General features: G+C 64.9%; 10 protein-coding genes. 3 read left to right on the top strand and 7 right to left on the bottom strand.

The window, feature by feature from the left end; genetic code table 11:
* Window positions 1-166 precede the first annotated feature (166 nt).
* Window positions 167-1,330, bottom strand: a complete 1,164-nt coding sequence (locus E8F11_RS15605; protein WP_280289739.1) for a type III PLP-dependent enzyme — start codon at window positions 1,328-1,330, stop codon at window positions 167-169.
* A 436-nt stretch (window positions 1,331-1,766) separates the two neighbouring features.
* On the opposite strand from E8F11_RS15605, the gene E8F11_RS15600 reads away from it, so the two are divergent.
* The gene (locus E8F11_RS15600) at window positions 1,767-3,350 is read left to right on the top strand and encodes a peptide chain release factor 3 (protein ID WP_280289738.1); all 1,584 of its coding nucleotides are present in this window, start codon (window positions 1,767-1,769) and stop codon (window positions 3,348-3,350) included.
* A gap of 128 nt (window positions 3,351-3,478) precedes the next feature.
* On the opposite strand, the gene E8F11_RS15595 is transcribed toward E8F11_RS15600, so the two are convergent.
* On the bottom strand, window positions 3,479-4,492 hold the full coding sequence (locus E8F11_RS15595) for a succinylglutamate desuccinylase/aspartoacylase family protein (protein ID WP_280289737.1): 1,014 nt from the start codon (window positions 4,490-4,492) through the stop codon (window positions 3,479-3,481).
* Window positions 4,493-4,590: 98 nt separating this feature from the next.
* Between E8F11_RS15595 and E8F11_RS15590 the strand changes: the two genes are divergently transcribed.
* Window positions 4,591-5,214 (top strand): TetR family transcriptional regulator C-terminal domain-containing protein, encoded by a 624-nt coding sequence (locus E8F11_RS15590; RefSeq protein ID WP_280289736.1) that lies wholly within the window; start codon window positions 4,591-4,593, stop codon window positions 5,212-5,214.
* Window positions 5,215-5,362: 148 nt separating this feature from the next.
* Here E8F11_RS15590 and E8F11_RS15585 read toward each other — a convergent pair whose 3' ends face one another.
* The 4 genes from E8F11_RS15585 to E8F11_RS15570 form a co-directional block, all read right to left on the bottom strand.
* On the bottom strand, window positions 5,363-6,058 hold the full coding sequence (locus E8F11_RS15585; protein WP_280289735.1) for an ABC transporter permease subunit: 696 nt from the start codon (window positions 6,056-6,058) through the stop codon (window positions 5,363-5,365).
* 13 nt (window positions 6,059-6,071) lie between these two features.
* On the bottom strand, window positions 6,072-6,782 hold the full coding sequence (locus E8F11_RS15580; RefSeq protein WP_280289734.1) for an ABC transporter permease subunit: 711 nt from the start codon (window positions 6,780-6,782) through the stop codon (window positions 6,072-6,074).
* Window positions 6,783-6,842: 60 nt separating this feature from the next.
* On the bottom strand, window positions 6,843-7,628 hold the full coding sequence (locus tag E8F11_RS15575) for a transporter substrate-binding domain-containing protein (protein WP_280289733.1): 786 nt from the start codon (window positions 7,626-7,628) through the stop codon (window positions 6,843-6,845).
* 71 nt (window positions 7,629-7,699) lie between these two features.
* Entirely contained in the window at window positions 7,700-9,703 is a 2,004-nt protein-coding gene (locus tag E8F11_RS15570; RefSeq protein WP_280289732.1) for an aminotransferase class I/II-fold pyridoxal phosphate-dependent enzyme, read from the bottom strand.
* 228 nt (window positions 9,704-9,931) lie between these two features.
* Here E8F11_RS15570 and E8F11_RS15565 point away from each other — a divergent pair, with 228 nt between their 5' ends.
* Window positions 9,932-10,705 (top strand): TatD family hydrolase, encoded by a 774-nt coding sequence (locus E8F11_RS15565; protein ID WP_280289731.1) that lies wholly within the window; start codon window positions 9,932-9,934, stop codon window positions 10,703-10,705.
* A gap of 175 nt (window positions 10,706-10,880) precedes the next feature.
* Here E8F11_RS15565 and E8F11_RS15560 read toward each other — a convergent pair whose 3' ends face one another.
* Entirely contained in the window at window positions 10,881-12,911 is a 2,031-nt protein-coding gene (locus E8F11_RS15560) for a methyl-accepting chemotaxis protein (protein ID WP_280289730.1), read from the bottom strand.
* Between the last annotated feature and the right edge of the window lie 59 nt (window positions 12,912-12,970).

Below are 12,970 nucleotides of genomic sequence, written 5' to 3'. Positions count from 1 at the left end.
TACAGCCATGTAGGTTGGGCAGAGCAACGCGAAGCCCAACAAGGAATGCGCAGCATTCCCCGGTGAGGAACCGTCCCCGGATTGTTGGGCTTCGCTGCGCTCAACGCCAACCTACAAAAAACAAAGCCCGCCATTGCGGCGGGCTTTGCGTGAAGCGGGTGCAGCCTTACAGGTAGAAAGCCTTCAGCGGCGGGAAGCCATTGAACTCCACTGCGCTGTAGCTGGTGGTGTAGGCACCGGTCGACAGCCAGTAGAGGCGGTCTTCGGCGGCCAGGTTCAGCGGCAGGCCGTACTTGTAGTTCTCGTACATGATGTCGGCGCTGTCGCAGGTCGGACCGGCGATCACCACCTCTTCCACCTCGCCCTTCTTCTCGACCCAGATCGGGAACTTGATGGCCTCGTCCATGGTTTCGATCAGGCCGGAGAACTTGCCCACGTCGGTGTAGATCCAGCGCTCCACGGCGGTGCGGGACTTGCGCGCCACCAGCACGACTTCGCTGACCAGGATACCGGCGTTGGCGATCAGGGAACGGCCCGGCTCGAGGATGATTTCCGGCAGTTCGTCGCCGAAGTCTTCCTTGAGGAAGCGGATGATTTCCTCGGCGTAGGTTTCCAGGCTGTTGGTGCGCTGGATGTAGTTGGCCGGGAAGCCGCCGCCCATGTTGATCATCTGCAGGGTGATGCCGTCTTCTTCCTTCAGGCGCTCGAAGATCACCTTGACCTTGGCGATGGCGGCGTCCCAGACGTCGATGTCACGCTGCTGGCTGCCCACGTGGAAGGACACGCCATAGGGCACCAGGCCCAGTTGTTTGGCGAGGATCAGCAGGTCCAGGGCCATGTCCGGGTTGCAACCGAACTTGCGCGACAGCGGCCAGTCGGCCGAGGTGGAGCCTTCGGTGAGGATGCGCACGTAAACCTTGGCACCCGGAGCAGCCTTGGCGATGTTGCGCAGGTCGGCTTCGGAATCGGTAGCGAACAGGCGCACGCCCTTATCAAAGAAATAGCGGATGTCACGGGCTTTCTTGATGGTGTTGCCGTAGCTGATGCGCTCCGGGCCAACACCGGTCTTCATCACCTTGTCCAGCTCGTAGATGGAGGCGATGTCGAAGTTCGAACCCTTGTCACGCAGCAACTCGGTGATCTCGCTGGCCGGGTTGGCTTTCACTGCGTAGTAGATCTTGGCGAAGGGGAAGCAGCTGACCAGCTGATCGTAGGAATCGGCGATGGTCTGCTTGTCGATCACCACGAACGGGGTTTCTTGCTTGTCGGCAAACGCCTTCATGCGCTGGAAAGTTTCGGGCGAGAAGTAATCTTCGACCTTGATCGACATGCGAGGGGCTCCATATGGCAAAACAAACGAAAGTTGTTAGGGGTGGCCGAGTCTTTGGACAACAGGCCTGAACGTCTGATCAGTTTCCCCACTTTGGTTCGCCTACTTCCCAAGGCATGTCGCCGAGGATTTTCAGTCGATCAGGACTTCAAACCTCTCGTCGTCAGTACTTGAGCCGGATGGATCGTTGCCAGCATGGACGTTCGGGCGCGAACTTTAGGACCACAGGCAGCACAGATCAATCAAAAATTGCCGCTTTGGCGCATCCCTTTGTCGCATCGCCAATTGACTGTTTCAGATATCCAACACAACGAACTGAAATACCGCACAATCGCCGAGATTCCTCTCGCCCGATGGACACCGCTTGGCCTGCGAATACCGCTATAATCGCCGCCTTTTTTGACAGACCGACTACTCGTCGACGGATTTCATTTCCATGAGCATTCAGGCCGCCGAAGTCGCGAAGCGCCGCACGTTCGCGATCATCTCCCACCCCGACGCCGGTAAGACCACCATTACCGAGAAGCTGCTGCTGATGGGCAAGGCCATCGCCGTGGCCGGGACCGTGAAGTCGCGCAAGTCCGACCGCCATGCCACCTCCGACTGGATGGAGATGGAAAAGCAGCGCGGCATCTCCATCACCACCTCGGTGATGCAGTTCCCCTACCGCGAGCACATGGTCAACCTGCTCGACACCCCCGGCCACGAAGACTTCTCCGAAGACACCTATCGCACCCTGACCGCAGTGGACTCGGCGCTGATGGTGCTCGACGGCGGTAAAGGCGTGGAGCCGCGGACCATCGCCCTGATGGAAGTCTGCCGCCTGCGCGATACGCCCATCGTCAGCTTCATCAACAAACTCGACCGCGACATCCGCGACCCGATCGAGCTGCTCGATGAGATCGAAGCGGTGCTGAAGATCAAGGCCGCACCGATCACCTGGCCGATCGGCTGCTACAAGGACTTCAAGGGTGTCTACCACCTGGCCGACGACAAGATCATTGTCTACATCCCGGGCCACGGTCATGAGCGCATCGAGACCAAGGTGATCGACAAGCTCGACTCCGACGAAGCCCGCGCCCACCTGGGCGACCTCTACGAGCGTTTCGTCGAGGAGCTGGAACTGGTGCAGGGCGCCTGCCACGAATTCGACAAGAACGCCTTCCTCAAGGGCGAGATGACCCCGGTGTTCTTCGGCACCGCGCTGGGCAACTTCGGCGTCGACCAGGTGCTCGACTGCATCGTCGACTGGGCGCCGCAGCCGCTTTCGCGCGCCACCCACGAGCGCGTTGTCGAGCCCACCGAGGAGAAGTTCTCCGGCTTCGTGTTCAAGATCCAGGCGAACATGGACCCGAAACACCGCGACCGCATCGCCTTCATGCGTATCTGCTCGGGCAAGTACGAGAAGGGCATGAAAATGCGCCACGTGCGCCTGGGCAAGGACGTGAAGATCGCCGATGCGCTGACCTTCTTCTCCTCCGAACGTGAGCAGCTGGAAGAAGCCTTTGCCGGCGACATCATCGGCCTGCACAACCACGGCACCATCCAGATCGGCGATACCTTCAGCGAAGGCGAACCCCTGGGCTTCACCGGTATCCCGCACTTCGCTCCGGAACTGTTCCGCCGCGTGCGCCTGAAGGACCCGCTGAAGTCCAAGCAGCTGCGCCAGGGCCTGCAGGAGCTGGCCGAGGAAGGCGCCACCCAGGTGTTCTTCCCCGAGCGCAACAACGACATCATCCTCGGCGCGGTGGGTGTGCTGCAGTTCGACGTCGTCGCCAGCCGCCTGAAGGAGGAATACAAGGTGGAGTGCGCCTACGAGGCGATCAACGTCTGGTCGGCGCGCTGGATCGATTGCAGCGACGAGAAGAAGCTCAAGGAGTTCAAGGACAAGGCCTTCGAGAACCTGTCCGTGGACGGCGGCGGCCACCTCACCTACCTGGCGCCGACGCGGGTCAACCTGGGCCTCATGGAAGAGCGCTGGCCGGATATCAAGTTCCGCGCCACCCGCGAGCACCATTGATAGCGGGCCCGCGCGTCGGGCCTACTGCCCTGCAGGGTGGATATCGCCTTTCATATCCACCATCACGGCTGATCCCAGCGCCGATGGTGGATCGGTGAAGCGTGATCCACCCTACGGCCGATGAGCGATCACGGATCGAGCGCACCGGAGGTCCAGGTGCTCGAAGGCGCCGAGCCGGTGAACTTGGCGACTATCGCCCCCTCCGGCACCAGCCGGTCGCGGTAGCGGGTGACCATCCGCCCCGCCTGAGGCGCTACCAGCACCTGCTCGCTGGCCGGGTCGCCCGGGATGGCGATGACTCGCGCGAAGCGCTCGCCGGCCTGGACGACATCACCCAGCTCCCGCTCGAACACCAGCACCCCTGCCGCTGGCGCGAAGACCGTTTCCATATGCCCGATGGGCACAGCCCTGCCCTGCCATTCCGGCAGCTCCGCCGCTTGCGCGATCAGGCCGCGGGCACAGAGGAAGGCGTAGAGGCCGTCGGCATCCTGCTGCGCCAGGGCATCGCTGACGTCGCCCTGGCCGCGCAATTCGACAGTGGCGACCAGGCGCCCCTCGAAGCGTCCCTCCGCCAGCCAGGGAGCGATCACCACTTCCTCGAAGGCACCATCGCTGTCGCCCTCCCAGATGATCGCCACCTCGGCCCTCAGGGCCGCCGCCAGGTCCTGGCCGGCGGGCCAGAAGCACTGGTGCAGGTAGACGTATTGCAGCGCCTCATCATCGGTATGCAGGTCGAGGACGATATCGGCATCCGCTGCGAGGCTGGCCAACGCCTTCTGCCAGACGGCCAGGTTACCCAGCGGGCGAGCCTGGGCCAGGGATGCGGGGAAGCCCCGATTGAAGTTGCGGCTACTGGGTTCATGCACCCGGCCAAGGATGCGTCCATGGCGGAACTGGCCGATACCCAGCGGATTGGCCTGGGGCACCAGGGTCACGCAGCCCCGCAGAAAGCCGCTCTCGGCGGCTGCCTGCAGGCGCGGCAGCAGCGTGTGCAGCACCAGCATGCCGGCGATCTCGTCGGCATGGACGCCTGCCTGCAGGTGGACCCTGGGTCCCGGCTTGCCGCTGTCCAGGCGCCAGGCAGGCACCCGCAGCAACGCGCCGGAATCACCCGGCACGCTCAGGGATACGTCTTCGATCATGTCCTACCCTCCTGATGGCCGCCGGGCGAGCCCGGACGGTTGGTTTGTCGCCTGGCCAGGCGGTACTATCCCGGCCGATCGAGCGAAGGAAATCGCCCTTGGATACGCCCCGCGAAAGACAGCCCCGAACCAACCCCGACGAACGCCGCGAACACCTGGTGCGGGCGGCCCTGCGCTGCCTGGTCGCCGAGGGCCATGCGGGCATTTCGGTGCGCCGCATCGCCAAGGAGGCCAATGTCGCCGTCGGGCTGATCAACCACTATTTCGGCAGCATCGATGCGCTGGTGGCCCAGGCCTACGAAACCCTGGCCAGCGAGGTCAACCAGGCCCTGTTGGCGCAAATCGACGCCGCCGGGCCGGCGCCTGCCGCACGCCTGGAAGCCTTTCTCACCGGTTACTTCTCGCCGGTAACCCTGGACCCCGACCTGCTCAGCCCGTGGGTGGTGTTCTGGAGCCTGATCCGCCACTCCCCGCAAGTGAACGAAGCCCACGAGCGCACCTACGGCGGCTCCCTGGTATTGCTGGAACAATTGCTCTCGGAACTCGCCCGGGAGGAAGGCTTCGCCATCGCCAAGCCGCGCCTGGCGGCAATCGGCCTGTCGGCATTGCTCGACGGCTTGTGGCTGGAATGGTGCCTCAACCCCGCCAACTTCAGCGCCGAGGAAGGCCTGGACATCAGCCGCCGCTGGGTCGACAGCCTGCGGCGCGGGGCGTATGCCTGACCTCTTGCGACCGAGGTTGAACCGAAACACGTTGTGGGGGCGAATTCATTCGCTAAGGGCAGCGAAGCTGCCCCAATTAACCTTACAGGCAGACCTGCGGCCTGCTTAGCGAATGAATTCGCCCCCACAGGTAATCTGTCAGCCCCTGTCAGCTTGCCCGGCGAAACATCGATCGTCGCTCCGCCAGGCCGAATCCCGTCTCGATCATGAAGGTCAGGCAGATGTAGATGCCGGCCACCAGCAACAGCGGCTGATAGATCTGGAAGGTCTGGGCGCGCACCACGTTGGCGGCGCCCAGCAGATCAACCACGGCCACGGTCGAAGCCAGCGCGGTGGACTTCAGCAGCATCACCGTTTCCCCCGCGAGCGTCGGCAGCAGCAGGCGGATCGCCCTCGGCAGCCAGACCCGGATCAGCACCAGTCGGTGACGCATGCCGAAGGCCGCCGCAGCTTCCAGCTCGCCCTTGGGCACCGACTTCATGCCGCCGCGAATCACTTCGCCGACATAGGCGCCCACCGAGAGCACCAGGGCGAAGACGATGTACCAGAAGCCATCGCGCAGGTAAGGCCAGAGAAAGCTGCCGCGGATCAGCGGGAACTGGGCGAAGAGGCTGCCCAGGCCGTAGTAGAAGATGTAGATCTGCACCAGCAGCGGCGTGCCGCGGATGACGCTGGTGCAGGCCAGGCTGGTGCCCGCCAGCAGCGGGTTGCGCGACATCCGCGCCAGGGCCACCCCTAGCGCCAGCACGAAGCCCAGCACGGCCGAGATGGCGAGCATCAGCAGGGTGGTGCCGAGGCCACCGAGCAGCAGTTTGCCGTAGTCGATTATCCAGGCAGCGGTCATCGTCAGCCCTCGCTCACACCGACGGGGTCCAGCGGCGGAAGCGCCGCTCGAGCCAGCCGGAAAACAGGTTGGAGAGCACGGTCAGCACGTAATAGAAGGCCGCCGCGGTAAGGTAGAAGGTCAGGTAGTGGCGGGTGGAGCCGGCCGCCTGCTTGGCGGTGAACAGCAGCTCGTTGGTGCCGACCACGCTGATCAGGGCGCTGTCCTTGATCAGGTTGACCCAGAGGTTTGCCATGCCGGCCAGGGCATTGGGCGCCATGATCGGCAGGGTCACCCGGCGGAACAGGCTGAGGCCGCCCATGCCGAAGGCCCGCGCCGCTTCGATCTGGCCAGAGGGAATGGCCTGGATGGCGCCGCGGAAGATTTCCGAGGCATAGGCGCCCTGCACCAGGCCGAGCACGGCGATCGCCACCACTGTGCCGTTGAGTTTGAGGTCACCGTAACCCAGCCAGGCAAACAGCTGGTTCAGGCCCATGGAGCCGACGTAGTAGAGCAGCAGGATCAGCAGCAGCTCAGGCACGGCGCGGCACAGGGTGGTGTAACCGCGCATCAGTTGCGCCACCGGCCGCGGCCCGCTGAGCTTGCCCATGGCGACCGCGAGGCCGATCAGCATGCCGACCAGGAAGGCGCCGACGGAAATCTGCAGGGTTACCCACAACCCCTTGAGCAGCGCCGGGCCCCAACCCTGGGCGCCGAAACCGACCAGTTCAAAGTAAGACTGCATTGCAGGCCCTCATCGAGGCGGAAATGCGCCATCCCGGAGCTGCCGGGATGGCTCCGGAGGTCACTGCTTCGGCGCGACGCTGACGTCGAAGTACTTGGCGGAAATGGTCTTGTAGTCCTCGCTGGCCAGCAGCTTGGCGATGGCTTCATCGAGCTTGGCCTTGAGGGCCGTGTCGTCCTTGCGCAGGCCGGCCCCGACGCCTCGACCGAACACCGGGTCGTAGGGCACCTCACCCTTGTTCTCGATGCCGGCGGCCTGGGCATCGGAGGATTTGACGAAGGCGCTGACGGCGATGCCGTCGGCCATCATCAGGTCGATGCGCCCGGCCACCAGATCGGCGTTCACCGAGTCCTGGGTGTCGTAGTAGCGCACGTCCGCGATGTCCTCGTAGTACTTCTTCAGGTAGTTGGAGCTGACGGTGGAGAGCTGCACACCGATCACCTTGCCCTTGAGCCCCTCTGGACTGATGGCGAAGTCCAGCGCCTGGGGCGCGGCCACGGCCACCGGAGTGTCGTAGTAGGCGCGGCTGAAGGCGATCTGCTTCTCGCGCTCCTCGGTGACGGACATGGAGTTGAAGATGATGTCCACCTTCTTCGCCATCAGTGCGGGGATCAGTCCGTCCCAGGCCACTTCGTCGATTTCGCACTTGGCCTGCATCTGCGCGCAGAGGGCGCGGATCAGGTCGGGCTCGAAGCCGGCCCACTGGCCGTCCGGCTGCTTGCTGGAGAATGGCGGATAGGGTTCGGCCGCCATCGCGAACTTCAGGGTTTCGGCCTGGGCGCCCGCCGCGCCGGCCACGAGCATTACCGCACCTGCCATCCAACTTGCCAGTCGAGACTTCTTCATGGTGTTCCCCTGCCCTGCTTGATGTTGTTGTGGTTAGAGCTTGTCGCGCTGGCCGCCGCTGGCGGCCGGGGTCAGCGATTCTGGTGCGCGGTGACGAACTGCCGGCAGCGTTCGCTGCGCGGGCGCAGGAAGACTTCCTGCGCTGGACCTTCCTCTTCGATCCGGCCCTGGTGGAGGAAGGCGACATGGCTGGATACGTCGCGGGCGAAGGCCATTTCGTGGGTCACCAGGATCATGGTGCGGCCCTCTTCGGCCAGCGAGCGGATCACCCGCAGCACTTCGCCCACCAGTTCCGGGTCCAGGGCCGAGGTGGGTTCGTCGAACAGCATCACCTTGGGTTCCACCGCCAGCGCGCGGGCGATGGCCACCCGCTGCTGCTGACCACCGGAAAGGAAGGACGGATACTCGTGGCGCTTGGCCGCCAGGCCGACGCGCTCCAGCAGTGCCTCGGCCCGCTCCAGGGCTTCGGCGCGGCTCTCGCGCAGCACCTGGATCGGCGCCTCGATGAGGTTTTCCAGCACGGTGCGATGGGGCCAGAGGTTGAAACCCTGGAACACCATGCCAAGGCGCGAGCGGATGCGGGTCAGCTGCTTCTGGTCGGCCACCACCGGCTCGCCGATGCGGTTGGTGGTGAGCCGGATGCTCTCGCCGTCGACCTTGACCGTGCCCTGGTTGGGAATCTCCAGCATGTTGATGCAACGCAGCAGGGTGCTCTTGCCGGAGCCGCTGGCGCCGATCAAGGACACGACGCCACCCTCATGGGCCGTCAGCGAAACACCCTTCAGCACTTCAAACTGGCCGAAGCGCTTGTGGATGGAATCCACTTCCACCATCTTCGGCCGTTCAGCCGGGGCGGCAGCGGGATTGGCCTTGCGGGTCGAGATCACCTCGATGGCCGGGCCGGGCTTCAGGCTGGAAGCGAAGCGGCGGATGCGCGCGCAGGCCTCCGTCAACTGCTCCTCGCCCAGGGTGTAGGACAGGCGCACGAACCCCGCGGCGGCCGGGCCGAAGGCTTCGGCATCGAGCACCGCGACACCGGTGGCGCGGAACAGCTGCCAGGCGAAGTCCAGCGAGCTGAGACCGCTGCCACGCACATCCAGCAGCACGAACATGCCGGCTTGCGGCTTCAGCACCTTGAGCGGGGCGCAGCCTTCCAGCGCGTCCACCACCAGATCACGGCGGCGCCGGTAGAGCTCACGCATGTCATGGGTCACCTGGTCGTAGGCGAGCACCGCGGCCAGCGCGGCCTCCTGCACGAAACCGGGCAGGCCGTAGAGCATGTTCAGCGCCAGGTTCTCGATATGCGCCACCAGTTCCGGGCAAGCGACCACCCAGCCGGTGCGCCAGCCGGTCATGGCGTGGGACTTGGACAGGCTGCCAATGCTCACGGTGCGGTCGCGCATCCCCGACAGGGTGGCGAAATAGAGGTGAGGCTGCTCGAAGGCGAGGCTTTCGTAGACTTCGTCCACCACCACCCAGAGGTCGTGCTGCCGCGCCAGCTCGGCGATGGCCTGCAGCTCCTCGGCATCGAGCACCACGCCCGTTGGGTTGTTTGGATTGGCGAAGAAGATCGCCCGGGTACGCTCGCTGATGGCCGCGCGCAGGGCCGCGAGGTCGGGCCGGAAGCCGCCTTCCGCTGGGCAAGGCACTCGCACCAGGTTGGCGCCGGAGGCCTTCAGGGTGGCTTCGTAGGTGACGTAGACCGGGTCGAAGACGATGACTTCGTCACCCTCTTCCAGCAGGCACATGGCGGCGGCGTAGAGGCCGTTCTGCGCGCCAGCCACCAGTATGGTGCTGTCGGCCGACACCGCCTGCCCGGTCAACCGGCCATGCAGGTCGGCGATGGCCTGGCGCAGTTCGGGGCGACCGGCCACGTCACAGTAATGGGTGTCGCCCGCCTGCAGCGCTTCGATGGCGGCTGCGGTGATGGGTTCTGGCGTGGCGATATCCGGATCGCCGATGCTGAGGACGATGACGTCTTCGCCCGCCCGCTGGGCGGCGATCGCCGCGTAGTGAATATCCCAGGCGGCTGTGCCTGGCCCTGCCATCTTCTTCACAAGCGAAGCGAAACGCATGTCCGAGCCCCATTGAAAATGGTGGAATCCGGGCCGCCTGGCTGCATTGGCCAAACGGCAAGTGGGCCAACCATAGCCCAGCATGAACGAGTGTTCAATAGCGTTTTTCACCCGGTTTCCGCAGGCCCGCGCCATGCCCCGAGGCAGAGCGGATGCACCACGGGAAACAGCCCGGACACCCCGGCAAGAGGCATGCTCCGGGGCCACTGCCGGTATATGCTGGCGAGCATGCTGATCGATACCCACAACCACCTGGACTTCCCGGAATTCGATGCCGACCGCAGCGAGGTGCTGGCGCGCTGCCGCGCCCTGGGCGTCCACCGCCAGGTGCTGCTCGGCGTGTTCCAGGGCAACTGGCAGCGGGTCTGGGACCTGGCCAACGCCGAGGACGGTTTCTACACCGCCTTCGGCCTGCACCCGGTCTACCTGGCGCAGCATCGCGCCGGGCACCTGGATGAGTTGCGCGAAATGCTGCAACGCCATGCTGGCCACCCCAAGCTCTGTGCGGTGGGCGAGATCGGCCTGGACTACTTCATCCCCGAGCTGGACCGCGACGGCCAGCAACGCCTGTTCGAGGCGCAGTTGGCCCTGGCGGCGGAGTTCGAACTGCCGGCGCTGCTGCATGTCCGGCGCAGCCATGCGGCGGTGATCGCCACCCTGAAGCGCTTCCGCCTCAAGCGGGCCGGCATAGTCCACGCCTTCGCCGGCAGCGTCGAGGACGCCAAGGAATACCGCAAACTGGGCTACCGCCTCGGCCTCGGTGGCGCGCCGACCTGGCCCCAGGCCAACCGTCTGCGCAAGGTGGTGGCGCAGTTGCCGCTGGAGGCCATCGTGCTGGAGACCGATTCACCGGACATGGCGCCGGCCATGCATCCCTATGGGCGCAACAGCCCGGAATTCCTTCCGGATATCTGCGCAGCCCTGGCTGAAATCAGGGGCGTCACACCGGAGGAGCTGGCCGAGGCCAGCACGCGCAATGCCTGCGAGGTGTTTGGCTGGTAATCCTGGCGATGAGGCGGTTTCTTCGTTGTGGGGGCGAATTCATTCGCTAAGGGCAGCGCAGCTGCCCCCAGGCTCCCAGGCAGACCTGCGGTCTGCTTAGCGAATGAATTCGCCCCCACAAGAACAGCGCCCATGAACAAGCCCGCCGAGCGGCGGGCTCATTCATGGGGCCGGATCAGACCCGGAAGGCGCCGATCAACTGCTTGAGCTGCGCCACTTGCCCGGACAACTCGCGGCTGGCCCGCTCGGTCTGGCTCGCGCCTTCGGCGGTGCGTTCGCCGGCGTGGTTGATCTCGACGATGTTCTGATCGATATCCTGGGCCACGGCGGTCTGCTGCTCGGCTGCAGCGGCGATCTGCTGGTTCTGGTCGACGATCATGCCCACCGCGCTGAGGATGTTCTCCAGCGCCGCCTGCACCTTGCCCGACTGGCTGACCGTGCCGTCGGCCATCTGGTGGCTGGTGCTCATCGCCTTCACCGCGGCGCCGACACCACCCTGCAGCCTGGCGATCATCTGCTCGATTTCCTCGGTGGATTGCTGGGTGCGTTTGGCCAGGGTGCGCACCTCGTCCGCGACCACGGCAAAGCCACGACCCTGCTCGCCGGCACGGGCCGCCTCGATGGCGGCATTGAGGGCCAGCAGGTTGGTCTGCTCGGCGATGCCCTTGATCACCTCCAGCACGCGGCTGATGGAAGCGCTGTCCGCGGCCAGTTGGTTGATCACCGCCACCGACTGGTCGATCTCGCCGGCCAGCCGCTCGATGCTGCCCAGCTGGGACTCCACCAGGGCCCGGCCGCTGACGGTTTCCTGGTTCACGCTCTGCGCGCTATCCACTGCGGCTGCCGCGCTGCGCGCCACTTCCTGGGCGGTGGCGGACATCTCGTTCATGGCCGTGGCCACCTGCTCGATCTGGCTGCGCTGCCCGGCCACCGCCTGGTTGCTTTCGCCGGAGACCTGCTCGACCCGCCCGGCCTGGCGCTCCACCTCGGTCACCGTGTGGCCGACCAGTTCGATCAGGTCGTGGATCTTCACCACAGTGCCGTTGAAGGTCTGGCCCAGCTCGCCCAGCTCGTCGCGGCTTTCGGCGCGGAAGCTGACGGTCATGTCGCCGGCGGCGACCTGGTCCATCACCTTGCCCAGGCTCTTCAGGGTGGTGCGGGTGGACACGTAGAAACCCGCGTAGAGGTAGAGGATGGCGACGAACACCACCAGCAGCGCCACCACCAGCAACGCGGTCTGCACACGCTTGTCGGCCAGGCGGCCTTCCAGTTCGACCTTGAGGAAGGCCAGGGAGCCGTCGTTGAGCTGGTAGGTCCTATCGAGGGCGGTGCTGACCTGGTCGTAGAACTGCTGCCATGGCGAGTCGAGGGTGTCGGCCATGATGACCTGGTCCTCGAACAGCGTGGCGCTCTGCTTGATGGTCGCGCGGCTGGCGGCAGTCAGGGCGTCCAGCGCCTGGTGGGCGCGCGGGCTGCCGTCCAGGGCGTCGGCAATCTTCAGGCCGTACTCGGCGTTGAGCTTCTCCAGGTCCAGCAGCAGGTCATCCAGCTTGGTGCTGGCCGCGGAATTGAGGAAGCCCTGCGCCAGGGAGTAGGCGCCGATGGCGCGCCCCTTGCCCAGGGCCATGGTGACCTGGGGCGTGGCAGTGGTGACCAGTTCGGTGATCTGGCGGACGTCGGCCTGGTCGTCCTGGCTGAGACCGGCCTGGGCGGCGACGAACTTGATGAAGACCTGGGAATTGCCCAGCAGCTTCTCGATCATCGCGCTCTTGCTCTGCAGCGAAGTTTCGCCCTTGGCCGCCTGCAGCGCCGAGAGCAGCTCATCGCGTTTGGCATTGAAGGCTTCGACCTGCTCGGCCTCGGACGCGACCGGCGCCAGGCCCTGCAGGGTAGCGAGCAGTTCCTGCTCCAACGTGGCGATGCGTTTTTCCAGGTCGCCTGACTGGCCTGACTGGCCAATCATCGCGTTGATCAGCACCAGGTCGTTGAGGCTTTCCAGGCCACGACGCAAGCCGAGGCTGGCGCCCAGGAGGTCAAGGCTCTGCAATTCGGAGCGGGTGCTGACGTACTGCCGATAGGAGTCGCGCACCAGGTAGAAGTTGGTGATCAGCATCGGCAGGAAAAATAGAACGCTGATCAGACTGAACTTCATGCCGAAGCTGAGGCGGTTCATCAGCGCGATGGCAGGATACAACAGAGTCTTCACGAGACGTCTCCTGTTCTCATTATTGTTATGGACGCGCTCCGCCCGCCTTGGCAGGCGAG

It is taken from the genome of Pseudomonas sp. BN417 (assembly GCF_029871205.1).
Taxonomy (GTDB): domain Bacteria; phylum Pseudomonadota; class Gammaproteobacteria; order Pseudomonadales; family Pseudomonadaceae; genus Metapseudomonas.
Note: the sequence above shows the minus strand (reverse complement) of the source record. Positions and strands in the feature narration are given on the sequence as shown.

What these genes read in the sequence shown, in the direction of transcription:
- E8F11_RS15605 (WP_280289739.1), bottom strand. Translation starts at nt 1,330, where the DNA reads ATGTCGATCAAGGTCGAAGATTACTTCTCGCCCGAAACTTTCCAGCGC.
- E8F11_RS15600 (WP_280289738.1), top strand. Translation starts at nt 1,767, where the DNA reads ATGAGCATTCAGGCCGCCGAAGTCGCGAAGCGCCGCACGTTCGCGATC.
- E8F11_RS15595 (WP_280289737.1), bottom strand. Translation starts at nt 4,492, where the DNA reads ATGATCGAAGACGTATCCCTGAGCGTGCCGGGTGATTCCGGCGCGTTG.
- E8F11_RS15585 (WP_280289735.1), bottom strand. Translation starts at nt 6,058, where the DNA reads ATGACCGCTGCCTGGATAATCGACTACGGCAAACTGCTGCTCGGTGGC.
- E8F11_RS15580 (WP_280289734.1), bottom strand. Translation starts at nt 6,782, where the DNA reads ATGCAGTCTTACTTTGAACTGGTCGGTTTCGGCGCCCAGGGTTGGGGC.
- E8F11_RS15575 (WP_280289733.1), bottom strand. Translation starts at nt 7,628, where the DNA reads ATGAAGAAGTCTCGACTGGCAAGTTGGATGGCAGGTGCGGTAATGCTC.
- E8F11_RS15570 (WP_280289732.1), bottom strand. Translation starts at nt 9,703, where the DNA reads ATGCGTTTCGCTTCGCTTGTGAAGAAGATGGCAGGGCCAGGCACAGCC.
- E8F11_RS15565 (WP_280289731.1), top strand. Translation starts at nt 9,932, where the DNA reads ATGCTGATCGATACCCACAACCACCTGGACTTCCCGGAATTCGATGCC.